Here is a 20,595-nt window from a genome sequence, read left to right as displayed (position 1 = left end):
TATGGATTATAATGAGGCTTATGGACAAGCCCTGCGCTTTTTGAATGTGCGCTTTCTTAGTGAAGGAGAATTGCGCAAAAAATTAAAAAATAAAGATATTGATATGCGGATTATTGAAAAAGTTATCATTCAGCTAAAAGAGGAACGGTTCATTGATGATATGCGTTTGGCTTATGATGTATATCATTATTTTGTAAAAAAAGAACAGTATGGGCATTTGTATATCTGCGAACGGTTAAAACATCGAATGCTGCCGATTCCTGAAGACTTAGAAAGGATAGATGAATATGCTGTTGCAAAAAAACTTTTAACTAAAAAATTTTCTCAATTGCCGCAAGATCCACGTAAAATTGCGCGTTTTCTGCAATACAGAGGATTCTCGCTATATATTATTTCTGATATATTGGGAAATAAGTCTTAAATATAGTTTATCAACCATATTGTATGGTAAATTTCTTGACAGTATCTCCAAAAAAAATTACAATTAAAATAGCCGGTTTGTATACTGGCATTTATTTTGCATAGTGTAGGTTTTTTGAAGATGAAGTGAATGAATAATTACTCATATAAAAAAGCCGGACAGGTAAGTTCGGCTTTTTGTTGTGAAAAAAGGAGGTGAAAGAAAAAATATGATGACTATCATTGCGGCAGCGGTAATTTGTGGCATTATTGGAATTGGCGCCGGGTATTTTTATCGAATGAAAATTGCTGAGGGAAAACTGGGACAGGCTGAGGTAGAAGCGCGGCGCATTATTTCTTCAGCGCAGCAGAATGCGGAATCAAAGAAAAAGGAACTTGTTCTGGAAGGTAAAGAGGAAGTTCATAAATTACGTGTGGATGCTGAAAAGGAAAATAAGGAACGGCGGACGGAATTACAGCGTTTGGAACGGCGTTTACTGCAGAAGGAAGAGCATCTCGATAAAAAGTCCGATTCTATGGAAAAAAAGGAAGAATCTTTGCAGCATAAAGAAGAGGAAATTACAAAGATTCAAGATAAGATTTCTATTTTACATGAACAGCAAATGGCAGAATTGGAACGAATTTCTGGCCTTACATACGATGATGCTAAGGAATTATTGCTGAATAATGTTAAAACTGAAGTTAAGCATGAAACAGCGATGATGATTAAAGATCTGGAACAGGAAGCAAAGGAAGAAGCGGATGGAAAAGCTCGGGAAATTATTTCTACGGCAATTCAGCGTTGTGCAGCGGATCATGTAGCTGAAACAACGGTTTCCGTTGTTGCTTTGCCGAATGATGAAATGAAAGGCCGGATTATTGGCCGGGAAGGTCGTAACATCAGAGCTATTGAAACGTTAACAGGTGTAGATTTAATCATTGATGATACTCCGGAAGCGGTTATTTTATCTTGTTTTGATCCAATTCGTCGAGAAGTTGCACGAATTGCGTTGGAAAAATTAATTGCTGATGGGCGTATTCATCCGGCAAGAATCGAAGAAATGGTTGAAAAAGCTCGTAAAGAAGTAAATCAAAAAATTCGTGAAGCCGGCGAACAGGCAACTTACGAAACAGGTGTTCATGGTTTGCATCCAGAATTAATGAAAATTTTGGGACGCTTGCGGTATCGTACCAGCTATGGACAAAATGTACTTCGTCATTCAATTGAAGTATCTCAGTTGGCAGGTGTTATGGCAGCTGAATTAGGTGTAGATGAAAACCTTGCCAAACGGGCTGGATTAATTCATGATATTGGTAAAGCATTGGATCATGAAATGGAAGGCACTCATGTTACTATTGGTGCAGAATTTGCCAAAAAATATGGTGAATCCAAGGTAATAGTGAATTGTATCGCGTCTCATCATGGTGATGAAGAACCACGCAGCATTGAAGCAGTTCTTGTTGCGGCGGCAGATGCTGTTTCAGCAGCACGTCCGGGTGCAAGAAGAGAAACATTGGAAAATTATTTAAAACGATTAACGAAACTGGAAGAGATTGCAGAATCTTTTGATGGTGTCGAAGATTGTTTCGCTATACAGGCAGGACGCGAAATTCGCGTTATGGTAAAGCCTGAAAAGATCGATGAAGCCGATTGTGTTATGCTCGTTAGAGATATTGTGAAACGAATCGAAGCGGAGCTTGAATATCCCGGCCAAATCAAAGTTGTTGTCATTCGTGAAACACGGATGATTGATTATGCAAAATAATGATGAATACATGCCCCTTGATTTTTTCAAGGGGTTTTTTATTTCTTCAAATTAAGTCTTGCCAAAAAGGTTATACCATGATACAATATTATTCGTTCGAGACACTAGTTTTGGAACAGAAAATACGGCCTCGTGGTGTAGCGGTTTAACATGTCGCCCTGTCACGGCGAAGATCGTCGGTTCAAATCCGATCGAGGTCGCCATATTTGCTTAGGTAGCTCAGTCGGTAGAGCAGGGGACTGAAAATCCCCGTGTCGGCGGTTCAATTCCGTCCCTAAGCACCAATTGCGGAAGTAGCTCAGTGGTAGAGCATCACCTTGCCAAGGTGGGGGTCGCGAGTTCGAGTCTCGTTTTCCGCTCCATATGATGGCGGCATAGCCAAGCGGTAAGGCAGAGGTCTGCAAAACCTTTATCCCCAGTTCGATTCTGGGTGCCGCCTCCATATTTTTTTTTCGTCATGCCGAGGTGGCGGAACAGGCAGACGCAACGGACTTAAAATCCGTCGGATAGAAATATCCGTACCGGTTCGATTCCGGTCCCCGGCACCATTTCCTAACAGTACATTGTAATGAAGTCTGTATCTTATTAGAAATATTGGGCTTTATTACGAATGACCAAGAGGTTTGGATTATATATCCAAACCTTTTTTGTAATTTTTTGTTTTTTATTTTATAATAAAAATGGCAACTATGGAAGAGTATAAATATAAAGTGTCAGATTTTGAAGGACCCTTGGATCTGCTGCTGTATTTAATTGAAAAAAATAAAGTCGATATTTACAATATTCCTATTGTAAAAATAACAGATCAATTCAACGAATATGTGGAACAAATCGATGTATTTGATGTGGATTATGCCAGTAAATTTTTTGTTATGGCTGCTACTTTGCTACAGATCAAATCACGCCTTCTGCTGCCAAAACCAAGACATCCAGTTGAGGAAGAAGAGGAAGATCCACAGGATGTCTTGGTGAGACAATTAGTGGAGTATAAACGGGTAAAACAGATTTCTGTAGTGATGGCGTCTATGTGGGAAAAAAGAAGTTATATGCTTGATCGGCCACATACACCGATGCCGTATGCACCGCGGTTCAAAGGTGACATTGATAAAAAAACATTATTTGATGCATTTCGTATGGTATATCACACGCTGCCTGAAAAGGAAAAAACGGAAATTCACATCCAACAAGAAGAATACAGTGTGGATGAATGTATGTCGCGAGTGGCTTCTATATTACGCTATGCATCGGGAGCGGTGGAAGTATTGTCCGTATTCCAAACGTGTCATTCTCGGGTTGAACTAGTTGTTACTTTTCTCGCTGTTTTAGAATTATTAAAATGTGGTCAATGTTGTACCATATCAGAAGGAGAGGATGGGAATACCATTGCCTTACGGTTTATTTCAAAAAGAAATACATGAACCTACTGCCATTATGGAGGCTTTGCTGTTTTTAAGCGGACAACCTATGAGTATTGCTGATTTATGTGAACATACAGGATGGACAGAAACTGAAGTTACAACTGTTGCGGAGACGCTGCAGCAACTTTTATCTGATCAGAATCGGGGGATTATGCTTATTCATGTGTCTGGTGGATATCAGTTGGTAACTAAACCAGAACTTCATGACATGATACAGTGGGTACGTACCGGAAATTCTCAGCTTTCTCCCATGGCTCTGGAAGTGTTGGCTGTTATTGCATTTAAACAACCTGTAACGAGAGCTGAAGTTGAGAAAATAAGGGGTGTGTCTTCAGAACGAATTATATACTCTTTGATGCAGCAGGACTTGATTATTGACTTAGGGCGCAAAGATAGTCCGGGTCGTCCGATTATCTATGGAACATCTCCTTATTTTTTGGAGTGTTTGGGAATGAACTCTTTGGATGAATTGGCTGAACAAGTTCCCGTTAAAGAGAAAATCACTGTAGTGGAGATAAATCAGAATCAAGAGAATAAAGAAGGAGAAATCCCTGGTGATGGAGAATTACATAAATAAGAAGAAATAGTAGCGGAGGGTATAAATGGAACGATTACAAAAAGCAATCAGTACTTGTGGTATTGCTTCAAGACGAACAGCTGAAAAAATGATACTTGATGGGCGCGTGCGTGTAAATGGTGTACTTGTACGTCAATTAGGGACTAAGGTAGATATTGCTAAAGACCTAATTCTTGTCGATGGCAAACGCTTAGAAAGCGTTGTGAAAAAATATTTTTTGTTTAATAAACCGAAGGGGATTATTACAACTTCCAGTGACGAGCAAAATCGACCGACTGTTCTTGATTATTTTAAGAATATAGAAGAACGAATTTATGCCGTTGGCCGGCTAGATCAAAATACAGAAGGCCTTTTGCTCATGACGAACGATGGAGAATTAGCTAATATATTAATGCATCCTAGTATGATGGTAGATAAAACGTATGAAGTAAAAATAAAAGGACATGTACCAGACGCCGTACTGGAAAAACTGGCTGCAGGAGTTCCGCTGATAGATGGAATGACTTCACCCGCCATAATTTCTTATAATGGATTTGATAATAAAACCGGCATTACATCACTGGATATCACGATACATGAAGGCCGTAATCGGCAGATACGCCGTATGATTGAATATTTTGGCTTTCAGGTTCATAATCTGCGGCGCATACAGTATGCATTTTTAACGCTCAGCGGGGTTAAACGAGGTGCCTATCGTTCATTGACGAAGGATGAAGTAGCAGAGTTATATAAATATAAGTAATCAGGAGTGTCTATGAATACAGTGTTAGTCGTAGGTGCTGGTGCAGCCGGTATCCTAGTGGCTTTAACAGCGGCAGAGAACGGTGCGGCTGTAAGCCTTTTTGAAAAAAATGATATTGTGGGCAAAAAGATGGGAATTACCGGAAAAGGACGATGCAATTTAACCAATAGTTGTCCTATGTCTGATTTTATTGCACGTACTCCGGGACATGGAAAGTTTTTATTTGGTGCTTACCAAAGGTTTACAAATAAAGATTTATTGGATAAGCTTCACGAGTGGGGATTGGAAACGAAAGAAGAAAGAGGCGGACGTGTATTTCCACAGTCGGATAGTGCTGTTGAGGTGCGCAAGCTTTTTTATTATAAACTGCGTCATATGGGTGTGGAAATACATTTGAATGAACCAGTAAAATCTGTTCGGACCGTAGATGAAAAAATAATTGTAACCACTAGCAGGGAAAGTTATAAAGGGACTGCCTGTGTTATTACGACCGGAGGAATGTCTTATCCCGTAACGGGTTCAACCGGTGATGGATATAGATTTGCACAGTCTTTAGGACATACTGTAATGGATCTTAAACCTGCGTTAATTCCATTTACTACCCAGGAAAACTGGGCTCACGAACTTTCCGGATTATCTTTGCGCAATGTAGAAATTTCTATATGGAAACATGGAAAAAAAGAAGCGGTTCAGTTCGGCGAAATGCTTTTTACGCATTTTGGCGTATCAGGACCTGCCGTCTTGATGTTAAGCAGCGCTATTTTACGTAAAAAAAGATGTATCTATCCGTTGCAAATGCAAATTAATCTAAAACCAGCCTTGACGAAGGAAGTTCTTGATGGACGGATACAACGTGATTTTCAAAAATATATTCGCAAACAAGTTGAAAATGGTATGAAAGATTTATTGCCGCAGCGATTAATTCCGGTGGTGCTTGATCAAGCCGGAGTTGATGGACATCTGCCGATTAATCAGATATCAAAAATGCAGCGTCAAGATATTGTGGATACGATGCAAGCACTGAAACTAACGCTGACGGGGACAAGGCCTTTGTCAGAAGCTATTGTTACATCAGGAGGAATCAGTATCAAGGAAATTAATCCTAAAACAATGGAATCAAAGTTAGTTCCGCATCTTTATTTTGCTGGGGAAGTCATTGATATCGACGCTTATACGGGCGGATATAATCTTCAGGCAGCTTTTTCAACCGGATATGTAGCCGGCATAAGCGCTGCCGGAGGGGAGCAGTCAAGATGAAAGAAAGGTTAAAAAAAATATCAATTGCTATAGATGGTCCTGCAGGTGCTGGAAAAAGCAGTGTTGCTAAGTTGGTGGCAAATAGGTTAAACTATTTATATATTGATACGGGGGCTATGTATCGTGCTTTTACATGGGCAGTGATGCACCGGCATATTGATATTGCAGATGAAAAGGCAGTACAAGATCTTGCGGAAACGATAGAAATACGGTTGGAAGCAGAAACGGCGTTGTGCCGTGTATATGTTGACGGACGAGAAGTGACGAATGATATTCGTATGCCCGAAGTATCTGCTCATGTTTCTTCTGTTGCTGCACTTGCAGTAGTACGGGAAAAACTGGTACAATTGCAGAAGGAGATGTCTATGGCAGGGGGAGTTATTCTGGATGGCCGCGATATAGGAACGGTCGTACTGCCAAAGGCAGATTTAAAGATATTTTTAACGGCTTCGGCAGACGCGCGGGCAAAAAGGCGTTGGCTGGAATTAAAAAATCGTGGTACTGCAGAATCATTACAGCAAATTGCGGATAATATTCAAGCACGGGATAAAATGGATTCAAATCGGGCCGTATCTCCTTTACGTCAAGCGGAAGATGCTGTCTTGGTGGATAACAGTGAAATAAGTCTACAGGAAACAGCAGACATGATTGTGAAAATGGCAGAGGAAAAAATACGATGAGAAATTTTTGGTATAATGTTATTCGTTATATTTTTAATATTTTTACATATGGTTTACTGAGAATGAAAGTTTATGGAGAAGAAAATGTTCCGAAACAAGGTCCATTTATTTTAGCTAGCAATCATGCTAGTAATTTTGATCCACCTCTCCTTGGGACTGCTGTGAAACATCATCTTATCCATTTTATGGCAAAAGAAGAGTTATTTCATAATCCGGTTATGCGTTGGTTCCTTCATTACATACAGACATTTCCCGTTCATCGCGGTCATATTGACCGGATGGCCCTCAAGGAATCCTTGCACATTTTACAGTTGGGTGGTGTTCTGGGAATATTTCCGCAAGGAACTCGCGTTCGTCCTGGTAATCTCGGTAGGTTTCACGAAGGAATGGCGGCTATTGCCTTGAAATCAGGGGCAGTGGTAGTGCCGACGGCTATTATTGGGTCTTGGGATTTGCCGAAAAAAAAAGGACCGCTTTTGATCGTATTTGGGAAACCTATTGTTCCGGATATTGCAAGGATGGATAAACAGGCAATACAAGTTTTTAATGATAGGGTAAAATGTGCAATTGCCGATTTAATCGATCAATATGGAGGCAACCGCGATGAAAGTAATTAAGGCGGAAGCTTGCGGATTTTGCTATGGTGTGCGGCGAGCTGTGGAAATGGCTGAACATGCTAAGGCGGGAACCCATACGTTGGGACCTATTATACATAATCCACAGGTTGTCAACCGTTTAGCGGTACAAGGGATTATTCCCATTGAAACATTGGATGAGGTAATGGATGGATCTACCGTACTCATCCGTTCCCATGGAGTAGGTCCGGATTTGTATGAACAAGCAAAACAAAAAAATATAGTGATTTTAGATGCGACTTGTCCACATGTTAAAAAAGCACAGCTGGATGCAAAGCGAATTATTGATCAAGATGAAAAATTAATTATTATTGGAGAAAAATTTCATCCTGAAGTAATTAGTATTTCACAATGGGGTGCAAATCGTGCTATTATTATAGAGACAGAAAAAGAAGCTGAAAAAGTTTCTTTTTCTGAAAAATTGGGAGTTGTTGCACAGACGACCTTTTCTCAAGAATTATTTAAACGGATAGTCACCATTTTGGAAACGAAAACAAATCATTTGGATTTGAATATGACAATCTGTACAGCAACGCAGCAACGGCAAAATGCGGCGATTGCTTTATCTAAGCAGGTCGATGCAATGATTGTTGTAGGGGGCAGAAATAGTGCTAACACACGACGTCTTGCGCAGGTGTGTGTGGAACAGCAATGCCCGACGTATCACATTGAGACAGCAGAGGAACTCCAGCTGCTGCGGTTTAAGGGAATGAAAAATATAGGCATTACAGCCGGTGCTTCAACGCCGGATTGGATAATACAGGAGGTTGTTAAGATTATGGAAAATTTGCAAGCAGATGGCACAGAAGTAATGAGCGAAGAATTGTTGGACCAGTATGATTATGAAGAAAATCCAAAGAAAGGCGACGTAGTGGAAGGCACGGTTATTTCTGTGAATGATGATGCTGCCTATGTTTCCATCGGTACGAAAGCAGAAGCAATTTTACCGAAACGAGAAATGGCTGTTCCTGAACCCTCTTCGGCGAAAGATTTTGTAAAAGTAGGAGACACATTGACTGTAGAAATTGCCAATAATATTAAAGAAGAAGGTTCTATAGTTGTTTCCGTGGTAAAAATGAAAAAAATTGAAGACTGGAATGAAGTTCGGGATGCATTTGAAAAAGGTGAACTTATCGAATGTACGGGTAAAGAAACTAATAAAGCAGGCCTTGTTGTTTCTATCAAATCTTTACGCGGATTTATTCCTCTTTCCCAAGGGGATATCAAGTTCGTGAAATCGTTGGATTATCTTGTAGGACAGACATTCTCCGTCAAAGTTATTGATATTGACGAACATAAGAATCGGTTGGTCTTATCCCGCAAAGCCGTGCTTGAAGTGGAACGGGAACAGAAACGGACGGAAGCCTTTGAACATATTCAGGAAGGTGCTGTAATAGAAGGTACTGTTGTAAAGATTATGCCTTATGGTGCATTTATTGATCTTGGTGGAGTAGAAGGGTTGCTTCATATTTCGGATATATCCTGGAAACGGATTAGTTCTGTTGACGCAGTACTTAAAACAGGCGATACCTTACAGGTTTTAGTTCAGAAATTTGATGAAGAACGCAATCGCATTTCTTTATCATTGAAGGCCTTGCAGAAAAATCCTTGGATTGCGGCTATTGAAAAATTTGAAATCGGCGATGTTGTTAAAGCGGAAGTAAAAAAATTGCTTCCATTCGGCGCAATTCTTGCAATTGATCCTGAATTGCAGGGGCTTCTCCATGTTTCCGAAATTACGGATAAACGTGGTGCTGCTGTTAAGGATTTAGTCAATGTTGGCGATGTCATGGATGTTAAGATTATCGGTATAGATACAGATAAAAAGAAAATATCTTTGAGTGTCTTGGCTTTGGAAAAAGATAAAGAAGAAAAAGAAATCCAAAATTATTTGGAACAGAAAAACCAAAGCGAAGAATCGGCAACAATCGGGGACGCTATTGACGAAAATAAATAATTTTCTAAAAGGATAACCGGCAGTTTCCGGTTATCCTTTTTTTGTTATGAGAAAGTATGATAAATAAGGAGTAATTATGTATAAACCGTTAGTGGCTGTTGTGGGTAGACCCAATGTGGGTAAATCGACATTATTTAATGCAATTGTAAAAAAACGAATTTCCATTGTAGAAGATATTCCGGGAGTTACACGTGACCGTATTTATTTTGATGCAGAGTGGCTGGGGCATGAATTTACGATGATCGATACCGGTGGCATTGAGTTTATTGACTCTGACAACAATATTTTTACGAGTATGCGTTATCAAGCAGAGTTGGCTATTCATGAAGCAGATGTCATTTTATATGTAGTGGATGGAAAAATGGGAATTCAACCACAAGATCAGGAAATTGCCAATATTTTGCGATCTTCTGGAAAACCAATAATTCTTGTAGTTAACAAAATCGATAGTATAGAACAAGAAGTAAATATTTATGAGTTTTATAGTTTAGGTTTGGGGGATCCTATTGGTGTGTCAGCTGTCAATTTAATGAATTTAGGAGATTTATTGGATCAAGTACTGGAATATATTGGTAAAACGCCTAGTGAAGAGGAGGCAGAAGATGCCATACATATTGCTCTTATCGGGCGGCCTAACGTGGGAAAATCTTCTTTAACTAATGCTTTATTGGGACAAGAACGCGTTATTGTCAGTAATATTCCTGGTACAACACGGGATTCTATTGATACGCATTGGCAGCATGAAGGAAGCGAATTTGTTCTTATTGATACGGCTGGTATGCGCCGTAAAGGAAAAATTGATATACCTGTGGAGCGTTATAGCGTTATCCGGGCACTTCGGGCTGTTGATCGCTGTGATGTGGCCGTCTTAGTGCTTGATGCAACAGAAGGTGTGACGGAACAAGATAAAAAAATTGCAGGGTATGCGCATGAAGCGGGAAAGGGAAGTATTATAGTTGTCAATAAATGGGATCTTATTGATAAGGATAGTAAAACTTCAGATAAATTCTCGGAGGATATTCGACGAGAATTAGTATTTATGCAATATGCGCCAATTTTGTATACTTCCGCTTTAACGAAACAGAGGATTCATCGATTGGCTGATTTAGTGAAGTTTGTTTCGGAACAGCAGAATATGCGGGTATCGACCAGTGTTCTTAATGAACTTATCAGTGATGCACAGCTGATTAATCCGCCACCAGCTAAAAATGGACATCCGCTGCGGATTTATTATATGACGCAGGCTTCTGTCAAACCACCTACTTTTGTACTTTTTGTCAACGATCCACAGCTTATGCATTTTTCTTATCTGCGTTTTTTGGAAAATAAACTGCGGGAAACCTTTGGCTTTGAAGGTACTCCTATTCATTTGATTTTGCGGGGTAAGAAAGATGGTGACACGGAATGATAACCGGTATACTGCTATTGTTGCTGGCCTATGTTGCAGGGTCATTTCCCAGTGGTCTTATTATTGGGAAAACTTTTTATCATGTAGATTTGCGTGACTACGGCAGCCATAATATCGGAGCGACAAATGCCTATCGGGTACTGGGTAAGACCGCAGGAGCAGCGGTATTGTTGTTAGATACCGGTAAAGGGGTAATGGGTGTATATTTAGGACAATGGAGTGGTGTTTATTTTCCTGAATATATAACATATACTATGATTGCTGGAGGTTTATTAGCCATTGCAGGTCATTCTTGTTCATTATTTTTGAAATTTAATGGTGGAAAAGGGGTAGCAACCGGATTAGGAGTTATTTTATATTTGGCACCGCAGGAAACGTTGATTGTGTTTATCATATGGGCGAGTATTGTCATGATTACTCGGTTTGTATCTTTGGGATCCATTATTGCGGCTCTTTTTGTACCTATTACGATGTATCTATTCGGTGAACCTACGGCAATTATTATTTTTGGAGTCATAGGAGCACTGTTTGTTATTACACGGCATAAAGATAATATTGTTCGGTTACTGCATGGGAAAGAATTAAAGGTAAAACGGATTAATAAAAATTAATTGTTATATTAGTATTTGATATGTAATAAAAAACGTGTATAATTATTGTGTACGAGCAGGAGGTTTTGTGAGAATAATAGGCGGAATCGCTAAGGGCCGAATTTTAAAATCGCCTAAAGGCATGCTGACACGACCCACATTGGATCGTACAAGAGAAAGTTTATTTAACATATTAGAAAATAATGGTTTTGATGGGGTTCAGGTTCTGGATATTTTTGCCGGGACAGGGGCGCTTGGATTAGAGGCACTTAGCAGAGGCGCAGTACATTGCGTGTTTATTGATCATCATACGCATCGGCTTATTGCAGAAAATGCGAAAATATGTGGCTTTTCTGGTATGTATGAGGTATTACCGCTGGAAATGAACCGTGCTTTATCTCGTCTGCAAGGACAAAAGTTTCAGTATATTTTTTCTGACCCTCCGTATGACAAAAATTTAGTTAATGCAACTATCTGCAATCTTGGAATCTACCAGCTGTTAGCGCCAAACGGTTATATTATAATGGAACATAGCGGGCGGGAAGATATAATGTACCATCCGTTGTTTAAAGTGGTCAGAGAGAAAACCTATGGAAGCGACACGCGTATAAGCTTTATTCGTGCCGCTCAGGAAGGGGTATAATTGTGCGAATTGGTATCTGTCCGGGCAGTTTTGATCCTGTTACGAATGGACATATTGATATATTTGAAAGAGGCAGTAAACTCGTAGACAAGTTGATTGTTGCCGTATTTGAAAATCCAACAAAGAAACCTCTGTTTACGATGGATGAACGGGAGGAGATGTTGCGGGAAACAACGCGGCATATATCCAACATTGAAGTAGTAAGCTTTGATGGCTTGTTAAATCAATATGCAAAGGAGCGTGGCGCTACTGTTATAATTCGCGGATTGCGAGCACTCAGTGATTTTGAATATGAATTTCAACGTGCATTACTTATGAAAAAAGTGGAACCGGATATTGAAACGGTATTTATTATGACAAATAATAAATATTCCTATGTAAGTTCGACGGGTATTCGAGAATTAGCTTGTTTTGGCGGTAAGCTTGATGATTTAGTGCCGGCATACGTCGAAAGTCGACTTCAAACAAAATTTGCAGACAAATATTAAGGCATAGGGGTGGATTATATGAATTCTGATAAGTTGTTGGAAGATTTGGAAAGCTTGGTTATGAATGCTTCGAAGATGCCGTTTACGAATAAAAAAATGGTAGAAGAAGAAGAAATTTTGCAGATAATTGATGATTTAAAGGCATCGATGCCAGCAGAATTGGAACAAGCTAAAAAAGTTTTGGCAGAAAAAGAAAAAATTGTCGCTGATGCGCAACGTCACGCGGATAGTATGGTGGCTCAAGCAAAGGATTATATTGCAAAATTAACGGAGGAAAGTGAACTAGTCCGTCAAGCTCAAGAACATGCCAATCAAATTATTTTGAATGCAAATACATCTTCAGAAGAGTTGAAGAGTAGTTCAGTCACATATGCCGGGGACGTGTTGAAATATGTAGAATCAACATTGGAAAAGACGTTGACCAGTATTAAATCCAATAGGGAAAGTCTCCTTCAGTCTAATAAGAAAGGTTCCAATAAGTAGTAAAGAACAACATATTCGCATGGAACATGAGTGCAATATCCAGGAGCGGGTATTGCACTTTTTTATACAGGCAGGAACATAAGAAAGGATACAGGATGAAGGAAATTTCTTCAAAAGATAATCAGTGGGTAAAATTAGCCTGCGCATTAAAAACTAAAAAAGGACGTCAGGAACAGCGGCGGGTATTGATAGAGGGTGTTCGGATCATTTCGGATGCAGCGGTACATGGCATACAGGATGTTACCTGCTTTATATCATCTAAAGGGCTGCAACGTAATGGAGTAGATATATTGCAGAAAAAAGGAAAACAGTTGGGATGGCGTTTTTTTTTCGTGACAGACAGCGTGTATGATAAACTGAAAGATACACAAAATTCGCAGGGAATAGCCGCGATTCTTCCTTTTTTTGAATATTCCGCAGCCGATGTGGTGCAACCTTCAGATAGGCGGCTGGTTTTATATTTACAAGCCATTCAAGATCCTGGAAATTTAGGTACAATTATCAGGACGGCAGCTGCTGGCAACGTGGCAGCTATTTTGCTTAGTCCGGACAGTGTTGATCTGTATAATGATAAGACCATGCGCAGTGCTATGGGTGCTTTGTTTAAAATCCCAGTGGTACAACACGTAGAGTTGGCAGATGTTTTACATTTTTGCAAAGTCAGCGGGCGGCATTTGTTTGGAACCAGTCCATATGGAAGGATATCTTATGCCGATATGGAGTATTCTCGGCCGATAGTATTAGCATTTGGTAATGAAGGAAACGGGTTGACTGATGATTTTCTGCAATCATGTGATGAGCTAATTAGCATTCCTATGTGCCGTAATACGGAATCGTTGAATTTATCAATGTCTGTAGGAATTGTAATATATAAAGCATGGGAAATACAGGCGTTCAGGGAGGATAGGAATGATTGATATTGAAAGTGTTTTAAAGCAGTACAAGGAAGGAACATTATCTCTTAAAGAAGCAGAGGCATCTCTGCGTTCAACAACAACTGCTGATTTAGGATTTGCAACGATTGATTTAGACAGGGAAAGTCGCTGTGGATTTCCTGAAGTAGTATATTGTGCAGGAAAGACTGTTGATCAGTCTGTACAGATTTTACATCTTCTTATGACTAAATATGATAATGTTATTGGTACACGGGCATCTAAGAAAATATATAACAGACTTGTTAAGGAATTTTCAGATGTACGTTATAATGAGAATTCTCATATGGTTTATCAACATAAAAATACCGATGTAGCAAATGGAGATCGGGTCATTGCCGTTATTACAGCGGGAACAAGTGATATTCCTATTGCGGAAGAGGCGGCTTTGACAGCGGAAATTATGGGCAATTCAGTACAGCGTATATATGATGTTGGAGTAGCAGGATTGCATCGTCTGCTATTTCGCAGAGAAGAAATTTGCAAGGCCAATGTTTGTATTGTCGTTGCCGGAATGGAAGGAGCTCTGGCCAGTGTGGTTGCTGGTTTAGTTAATAAACCGGTTATTGCAGTGCCGACTAGTGTCGGTTATGGAGCTAATTTTCACGGTTTGTCAGCCTTGCTGGCAATGCTCAATAGTTGCGCCTCCGGGATTGCTGTTGTTAATATTGATAATGGATTCGGTGCTGGACGTATGGCACATAGTATTAATTCAATGAGGTAATAGGCGATGGAAGAATTGTGGCAGATAGAGGCAAATATAGATGATATGAATCCACAAGATATGGAATATGTTTTTCATCGTTTATTTGCGCTGGGAGTTAATGACGTTTGGACCATCCCCATCATGATGAAAAAGTGCCGGATGGCAATGATGCTTTGCGTATTATGCCGTCAACCATTGATAGAGACTGTACTTGACAGTATATTTAAGGAAACCTCGACCATTGGAGTTCGGTATTTTCCTGTACAGCGGGTTGCTTGCGAACGAAGTATGCGTACTGTTTGCATAGATAATGTAAGTATTCATGTGAAAATTTCATTATATCATGGCGAAATAGTCAATATTTCGGCAGAATATGATGATTGCCGGAAAGCCGCAGCACATACCGGAAAATCAGTTGAAGAATGGCGCAGACGAGCTAGGGAAGAAGCATATAAACAATATGGATAATATGTTGATAGAATATATAACAGCATGTAAAATGAAATTGGCGAAAAGAAGTGTGCAGGTCAAACGGGAAAAAAAAATAAATTACGGACAACAAGTAGTCTTTTTTAAAGAAGATATGGAGACCGCCGTTAATTTCTATTGTGGGAAAAAAGGTGTGTCAGCCGTTGTACAGGGAAAAGAGTCTCCTTTAAAATCACAAATCGAAGAGACGATAACAGTTAAATCTGTTTTTGCTGAAACGGGTCATATTTCTAAGAATAAAGAAGAAATCGTGCCTGCCGGTACAGATCACTGGATGGGATGTGATGAATCCGGCAAAGGGGATGTATTTGGTCCTTTAGTATGTGCAGCCTGCATCGTGACGAAAGAAGAAGCTTCGGTGTTAAAAAAAGCGGGAGTTTGTGACAGCAAGATGCTTACAGATAAAGTTATTGCGAGCTTGGCCAAAGATATAGAAAAAATGTTGCAAGGACGGTGCATAACCAGGGTTGTTATGCCTGAAGAATACAATTCCTTGTATGATGTTTATAAAAAAGAGCATAAAAATCTAAATAACTTATTGGGTGATTTACATGCTAAAAATATACGCGTACTATTGTCAAAATACAATTGTCCATGTATAATAGTCGATAAGTTTGGAAAAGACCAGTATGTTTTGTCTGGCCTGGAAGGACTGGAAAAAAATCATCAAATAATTCAAGTTACAAAAGGAGAACGGGATACTGCCGTTGCAGCGGCCTCTATTTTAGCCCGAGATGGTTTTGTACGGGCGATGTCTGAGTTAAGCAACCGTTTTTGCATAGAACTTCCCAAGGGAGCTTATATGGGAATTTCAGAGACAATTCAGGCAATCATACAAAAACAAGGAATTCATGATTTACCATATGTTGGTAAGTTAAACTTTAAAAATTTTGATTTTTTGCGGTGATGGATAGAATGAATAGACTTATTATTAATGCTGATGATTTTGGCATTCATACAGAAGTGAACCGGGCTGTCATTGATGCCCATAAAAGGGGAATTTTGACAAGTACCTCTTTGCTGGCTTCCGGACCGGCTTTTGAAGAAGCAGTAAAACTAGCGCAGGGTTGTCCTAAATTAGGAATTGGTATACATTTATGTCTCGTTGGCGGATTACCTACTGTTTTAGACATAAAGGATGTACCAACCTTGGTGAATGAAAAAGGACTTTTGCCGGAAAACTATGTGGAATTTATTAAAAAGGCGTATGAAGGCAAAATCGATTATGGACAAGTATACCAAGAATTGGATGCACAAATAGCAAAAATTTTGTCAGCTAACCTTTACATTACGCATATAGATAGCCACCAGCATCTGCATGTACTGCCACCGGTTTGGAAAATTGTACAGTCTTTAATGAAAAAGTATAAATTACATCGCTTGCGCATACCTAGGGAAGCCTATACGTTTAAAATGTTTAATGCCCCCCCTATGCGGATTATGGGACGTAATGGCTTGACCTGGTTATCACGAAGAGCGTTGCGGGACGTACACCGTTTGTCTTATTCTACGTCAGATTATTTTTGGGGTATGGTCGATGGTGGAAATATGAATGAGATCAATTTAGCGTATATTATTAAGCAGCTGCCTTTTGGAATTCATGAAATAATGATGCACCCTGGAGCTAATACTAACACGTTGGCAAGAACATTTAACTGGGGATATCATTGGGAGGATGAGTATCAGGCACTGGTATCTGAAAAAATTTTCAATTTATTAAAGAAACGACATATTGCATTGATTAACTATGGAGACTTGTCTTAAAGATAGCCATTATGAAGGAGTGAGTGTATTGAATATATTAGTAACCGGCGGGGCCGGGTTTATTGGATCTCATTTAACGGATGAACTGATATGGACCGGCCATCATGTTACTATTGTTGATAATTTGAGTACAGGCACTATGAAAAATGTAAATGATCAGGCGGAATTTCACAATGTTGACATCCTTGACAAGGAAAAATTGGCGGCTGTATTTGACCAAGGACACTTTGATATTGTTTTCCATGAAGCAGCACAGACAATGGTTCCCTATTCAATGGACCATCCTGTTGAAGATGCTGAATTGAATATCATAGGACTTTTAAATGTATTAGAAAACTGTCGACTGCATCATATCAAGAAAGTGATTTTTTCTTCTTCGGCAGCTGTGTATGGTGATAACCAAGAAGTACCCATTAAGGAAAATGAAGCACTTAAGCCTATGTCTTTTTATGGGTTGACGAAGATCACAGCGGAACGGTATTTACAGTTGTATTATGAAAATTTCAACCTTCCCTATGTTGTATTACGATACTCCAATGTATATGGAGAACGGCAAGGCAGTCATGGGGAAGGCGGTGTGGTTTTTGTTTTTTCCAAGGCACTGGCTCAGGGGAAAGACTTGACTATTTATGGTGATGGCGAACAATCGCGCGATTTTGTCTATGTAAAGGATATTTCAAAGGCTAATATTGCTGCAATGTCTGAAGATGTGCCTTGCGGTATTTATAATATCAGTACTAAAATTGAAACGACAATCAATGCATTAAAAGAAATTCTTGTATATTTTGCCGGAATGACAGTTCAAACAACGTATAAAGATGCGCGGACAGGAGATATTTTCCGCTCGGCTTTAGACAACAGCAAAGCTATGGAAGTGTTAAAATGGCATCCAAAAACTAAATTGATGCCGGGATTAATGGCAACCTATGCATATTTTCAAGAGGAGGAATCGCATTGAAGAAAGATACAAATCATAGATTTTATTTGGTGCAGGAAGATATTTTGCCGGAGGCCATAAAAAAGACTATAAAAGTTAAGGAAATTTTAAAGCATCATCAAACAAAAACTATTAATGAGGCTGTCAAGAAAATGGATTTGAGCCGCAGTGCATACTATAAATATAAAGATTTTGTATTCCCTTTTTACGATGTGACACAGGGGAAAATTGTTACGTTATCTATCATGATTTTTGATAAACCTGGTTCATTATCTCAAGTTTTGAACGCGATTGCGTCTAATAATGGCAGTGTGTTAACGATTAATCAAGGGATTCCCCTGCAGGGAATGGCGAATGTCGCCATATCTGTGGAAACAAAAGATATGAAGTGTACAATTGAAAATCTGATTAAGAAATTGGAAAAGTTATCTGGAGTAAGCAAAGTCAATATAATTGGACAGGCCTAGAGGGGAGAGATGATGATGAAAAATGTTTCAATTGCACTGTTGGGGTGCGGTACTGTTGGAAAAGGAGTCATTGACTTGTTAGCTATGAATAAGTCGTTGATCGAAGAACAGCTGGATACGGAAATCAGGATTAAAAAGGTACTTGTTCGTGATTTTAAAAAATATAAGCAAATGAAGCTGCCGAAAAACATTGTTATTACCACTGAGTTTGAAGATATTATTAGCGATGATGAAATTAAAATTGTTGTTGAAGTTATGGGCAGCGCAGATTTTGCGAAAAATTGCATAGAAAGTTGTTTTTTAAAAGGGAAAAGCGTTGTTAGTGCGAATAAGGATTTGATTGCTGATTATGGGATTCCTCTATTGAAGTTATCACAAAAGCATAATGTTGATTTTCAATTTGAAGCGAGTGTAGCGGGAGGGATTCCTATTGTTCGTCCTATGTATTCGTCGTTAAATAGCAATGCGATTGAAGAGATGACAGGAATTTTGAACGGGACTACGAATTTTATCTTAACCAATATGACACAGCGGGGCATGTCTTATGAAGCGGCATTGACGGAAGCGCAGGAGCTAGGATTTGCGGAAGCGGATCCGACCAATGATGTGGGGGGCTTTGATGCTGCTCGTAAAATTGCGATTCTGGCGACGTTAGGCTTTCATTCGGAACTTACATTTAAGGAAGTGTCTGTAGAGGGCATTGAAAAAGTAACGCAGGCAGATATTCAACATGCTACAGAAATGGGGTATGTTATCAAAATGCTGGCAGTTGCCAAACAAACCAATAAGGGGATTTCCATGAGCGTGTATCCTGCATTTTTGCAGAAAAATCATCCATTGGCTAGTGTGGGTGGAGCTAATAATGCTATTTTTGTACATGGAAATTGTGTTGGTGACGTTATGTTTTATGGCCAGGGAGCAGGTTCTCTCCCGACAGCTAGTGCGGTAGTCAGCGATGTTATGAATGTTATTACTCACTTTAATAACCAGATAACGGGAAAACGACGGTATCTGTGGCGAGAAGATAAAAAGTTGTATAGTACATCCCGAATCATGTCTCCTTATTATCTGCGTATGATTGTAGATAATGCACCAGGTGTTTTATCCAGTATTTCGGGGATTTTTGCGGAAAGTAATATAAGCATCCGGTCATTAATTCAAAAAGATGAAACGAAAGAAATTGCTGAAATCGTTATTTTGATAGATAGTTCACCAAACGGGCTTGTAAAGAAGGCATTGAAAAAAGTAGAATCGCTGGACTGTGTTCGCAAAGTAGCCAGTGCCATTCGCGTAGTAGAGGTATGATACAGATGATTGAACAATTTCATGTGCAAATTCCAGCTACATCAGCGAATGTGGGATCAGGCTTTGATGCGCTGGGAATAGCGCTTACATTATTTAATGATATATATTTTTCCGTTCAGCCTGAATACAACAATATGAAAATTGTAGTGGAAGGACTGGGGAAAGAGTCTATTCCTACAGTGTTTTCTGAAAATATGGTTTGTCAAGCGATGCAGATTGTTGCAGATACAGTGGGGAAAAGTCTGCCAGGTGGTACGTTGACGTTAGTGAACCGCATTCCGCCGGCACGTGGATTGGGAAGCAGTTCGGCAGCTATTGTGGGGGGCATTGTATTGGCCGATGCCTTGCTTAAAGCAAAGTTGTCCAAGTCGGACATGCTGATTATTGCGGCGAAGATGGAGGGACATCCGGATAATGTTGCACCTGCTTTGTATGGAGGATTATGTGCTTCGGTTATGAATGAAACATATACCATTACTAATTCGTTACCTATTGGAAATGATTTGTCTTTTGTTGTTGTTAGTCCTGATGTGGAGGTATCTACTCATGACGCCCGGCAAGTCCTGCCTCAAGTCATTGATTACAGCCATGCTGTGTTTAATGTCAGCCGTGTCAGTTTTTTGGTTACTTCTATTTTGGCTAAGAAATATGATCATTTGGCCTTAGGACTGGAGGATAAACTCCATGTACCGTATCGTATTCAGCTTATACCGCATGGTGAAGCTGTTTTACAGGCGGCTATGGATGCTGGGGCCAAAGGTGCTACTATCAGCGGCTCTGGTTCCACCTTGATAGCATTTGTGACAGATGATGGCAAACGGGTATTGGAAGCCATGGTACAGTCTTTTGAACACAATGGATTAGCTTCAAAGGGCTATGTGTTGAACTGCTGCAATAAAGGTGCTGTAATTTTATAACTATATAATATACTATACTCTCGAAACTCCAGCGG

23 protein-coding genes and 5 tRNA genes are annotated in these 20,595 nt (G+C 39.6%); all 28 read left to right on the top strand.

What is annotated here, in order from left to right; genetic code table 11:
- Position 1: 1 nt before the first annotated feature.
- Positions 2-421, top strand: coding sequence for a regulatory protein RecX (locus NXG62_RS07200; RefSeq protein ID WP_427111794.1), 420 nt, complete (start codon positions 2-4; stop codon positions 419-421).
- Positions 422-629: 208 nt separating this feature from the next.
- Positions 630-2,165: a ribonuclease Y gene (gene rny, locus NXG62_RS07195; RefSeq protein WP_427111793.1), complete on the top strand. Its 1,536-nt coding sequence runs from the start codon at positions 630-632 to the stop codon at positions 2,163-2,165.
- Between the two features lie 126 nt (positions 2,166-2,291).
- Positions 2,292-2,368: transfer RNA gene (locus NXG62_RS07190), tRNA-Asp, on the top strand.
- A 5-nt stretch (positions 2,369-2,373) separates the two neighbouring features.
- Positions 2,374-2,449 (top strand) — tRNA-Phe (locus NXG62_RS07185).
- Between the two features lie 3 nt (positions 2,450-2,452).
- Positions 2,453-2,527 (top strand) — tRNA-Gly (locus NXG62_RS07180).
- 6 nt (positions 2,528-2,533) lie between these two features.
- A tRNA-Cys gene (locus NXG62_RS07175) sits at positions 2,534-2,607 on the top strand.
- A 17-nt stretch (positions 2,608-2,624) separates the two neighbouring features.
- A tRNA-Leu gene (locus NXG62_RS07170) sits at positions 2,625-2,713 on the top strand.
- Positions 2,714-2,875: 162 nt separating this feature from the next.
- Positions 2,876-3,583 carry a segregation and condensation protein A gene (locus NXG62_RS07165; RefSeq protein ID WP_427111792.1) on the top strand — a complete coding sequence of 236 codons (708 nt, stop codon included), beginning with the start codon at positions 2,876-2,878 and terminating at the stop codon, positions 3,581-3,583.
- Positions 3,537-4,160, top strand: coding sequence for an SMC-Scp complex subunit ScpB (gene scpB / locus NXG62_RS07160; RefSeq protein ID WP_427111791.1), 624 nt, complete (start codon positions 3,537-3,539; stop codon positions 4,158-4,160). The genes NXG62_RS07165 and scpB overlap by 47 nt, the downstream gene beginning before the upstream one ends.
- Positions 4,161-4,185: 25 nt before the next feature.
- Complete coding sequence (locus NXG62_RS07155; RefSeq protein ID WP_427111790.1) at positions 4,186-4,902, top strand: pseudouridine synthase; 717 nt, start codon at positions 4,186-4,188, stop codon at positions 4,900-4,902.
- A gap of 12 nt (positions 4,903-4,914) precedes the next feature.
- The gene (locus tag NXG62_RS07150) at positions 4,915-6,159 is read left to right on the top strand and encodes an NAD(P)/FAD-dependent oxidoreductase (RefSeq protein WP_427111789.1); all 1,245 of its coding nucleotides are present in this window, start codon (positions 4,915-4,917) and stop codon (positions 6,157-6,159) included.
- Positions 6,156-6,839, top strand: a complete 684-nt coding sequence (gene cmk / locus NXG62_RS07145; RefSeq protein ID WP_427111788.1) for a (d)CMP kinase — start codon at positions 6,156-6,158, stop codon at positions 6,837-6,839. The genes NXG62_RS07150 and cmk overlap by 4 nt, the downstream gene beginning before the upstream one ends.
- The gene (locus tag NXG62_RS07140) at positions 6,836-7,456 is read left to right on the top strand and encodes a lysophospholipid acyltransferase family protein (RefSeq protein ID WP_427111787.1); all 621 of its coding nucleotides are present in this window, start codon (positions 6,836-6,838) and stop codon (positions 7,454-7,456) included. The genes cmk and NXG62_RS07140 overlap by 4 nt, the downstream gene beginning before the upstream one ends.
- Entirely contained in the window at positions 7,443-9,431 is a 1,989-nt protein-coding gene (locus tag NXG62_RS07135; protein WP_427111786.1) for a bifunctional 4-hydroxy-3-methylbut-2-enyl diphosphate reductase/30S ribosomal protein S1, read from the top strand. The genes NXG62_RS07140 and NXG62_RS07135 overlap by 14 nt, the downstream gene beginning before the upstream one ends.
- Positions 9,432-9,507: 76 nt before the next feature.
- The gene (gene der / locus NXG62_RS07130) at positions 9,508-10,839 is read left to right on the top strand and encodes a ribosome biogenesis GTPase Der (RefSeq protein ID WP_427111785.1); all 1,332 of its coding nucleotides are present in this window, start codon (positions 9,508-9,510) and stop codon (positions 10,837-10,839) included.
- Entirely contained in the window at positions 10,836-11,450 is a 615-nt protein-coding gene (gene plsY / locus NXG62_RS07125; RefSeq protein WP_427111784.1) for a glycerol-3-phosphate 1-O-acyltransferase PlsY, read from the top strand. Before der ends, plsY begins: the two co-directional genes overlap by 4 nt.
- A gap of 67 nt (positions 11,451-11,517) precedes the next feature.
- Positions 11,518-12,072, top strand: coding sequence for a 16S rRNA (guanine(966)-N(2))-methyltransferase RsmD (rsmD, locus tag NXG62_RS07120; protein WP_427111783.1), 555 nt, complete (start codon positions 11,518-11,520; stop codon positions 12,070-12,072).
- A 2-nt stretch (positions 12,073-12,074) separates the two neighbouring features.
- Positions 12,075-12,560 carry a pantetheine-phosphate adenylyltransferase gene (gene coaD / locus NXG62_RS07115; RefSeq protein WP_427111782.1) on the top strand — a complete coding sequence of 162 codons (486 nt, stop codon included), beginning with the start codon at positions 12,075-12,077 and terminating at the stop codon, positions 12,558-12,560.
- An 18-nt stretch (positions 12,561-12,578) separates the two neighbouring features.
- Positions 12,579-13,043 (top strand): ATPase, encoded by a 465-nt coding sequence (locus NXG62_RS07110; RefSeq protein ID WP_427111781.1) that lies wholly within the window; start codon positions 12,579-12,581, stop codon positions 13,041-13,043.
- 95 nt (positions 13,044-13,138) lie between these two features.
- The gene (locus NXG62_RS07105; RefSeq protein ID WP_427111780.1) at positions 13,139-13,960 is read left to right on the top strand and encodes a TrmH family RNA methyltransferase; all 822 of its coding nucleotides are present in this window, start codon (positions 13,139-13,141) and stop codon (positions 13,958-13,960) included.
- Positions 13,953-14,699: a nickel pincer cofactor biosynthesis protein LarB gene (gene larB, locus NXG62_RS07100; RefSeq protein ID WP_427111779.1), complete on the top strand. Its 747-nt coding sequence runs from the start codon at positions 13,953-13,955 to the stop codon at positions 14,697-14,699. Before NXG62_RS07105 ends, larB begins: the two co-directional genes overlap by 8 nt.
- Before the next feature lie 6 nt (positions 14,700-14,705).
- Positions 14,706-15,149 carry a nickel insertion protein gene (gene larC, locus NXG62_RS07095; RefSeq protein ID WP_427111778.1) on the top strand — a complete coding sequence of 148 codons (444 nt, stop codon included), beginning with the start codon at positions 14,706-14,708 and terminating at the stop codon, positions 15,147-15,149.
- Positions 15,142-16,077: a ribonuclease HIII gene (locus NXG62_RS07090; protein ID WP_427111777.1), complete on the top strand. Its 936-nt coding sequence runs from the start codon at positions 15,142-15,144 to the stop codon at positions 16,075-16,077. Before larC ends, NXG62_RS07090 begins: the two co-directional genes overlap by 8 nt.
- Positions 16,078-16,085: 8 nt before the next feature.
- On the top strand, positions 16,086-16,934 hold the full coding sequence (locus tag NXG62_RS07085) for a ChbG/HpnK family deacetylase (RefSeq protein ID WP_427111776.1): 849 nt from the start codon (positions 16,086-16,088) through the stop codon (positions 16,932-16,934).
- A gap of 28 nt (positions 16,935-16,962) precedes the next feature.
- Positions 16,963-17,892 (top strand): NAD-dependent epimerase/dehydratase family protein, encoded by a 930-nt coding sequence (locus NXG62_RS07080; RefSeq protein ID WP_427111775.1) that lies wholly within the window; start codon positions 16,963-16,965, stop codon positions 17,890-17,892.
- Positions 17,889-18,338 carry an ACT domain-containing protein gene (locus NXG62_RS07075; protein ID WP_427111774.1) on the top strand — a complete coding sequence of 150 codons (450 nt, stop codon included), beginning with the start codon at positions 17,889-17,891 and terminating at the stop codon, positions 18,336-18,338. The genes NXG62_RS07080 and NXG62_RS07075 overlap by 4 nt, the downstream gene beginning before the upstream one ends.
- Positions 18,339-18,347: 9 nt before the next feature.
- Positions 18,348-19,643, top strand: a complete 1,296-nt coding sequence (locus tag NXG62_RS07070) for a homoserine dehydrogenase (RefSeq protein WP_427111773.1) — start codon at positions 18,348-18,350, stop codon at positions 19,641-19,643.
- A gap of 5 nt (positions 19,644-19,648) precedes the next feature.
- The gene (gene thrB, locus NXG62_RS07065; protein ID WP_427111772.1) at positions 19,649-20,560 is read left to right on the top strand and encodes a homoserine kinase; all 912 of its coding nucleotides are present in this window, start codon (positions 19,649-19,651) and stop codon (positions 20,558-20,560) included.
- Positions 20,561-20,595 lie beyond the last annotated feature (35 nt).

Origin of the sequence: Megasphaera sueciensis, from assembly GCF_050219315.1 — a bacterium.
GTDB classification, from domain to species: Bacteria; Bacillota; Negativicutes; order Veillonellales; family Megasphaeraceae; genus Megasphaera_A; species Megasphaera_A sueciensis.
This window is presented reverse-complemented; position numbering and strand designations above follow the sequence as displayed.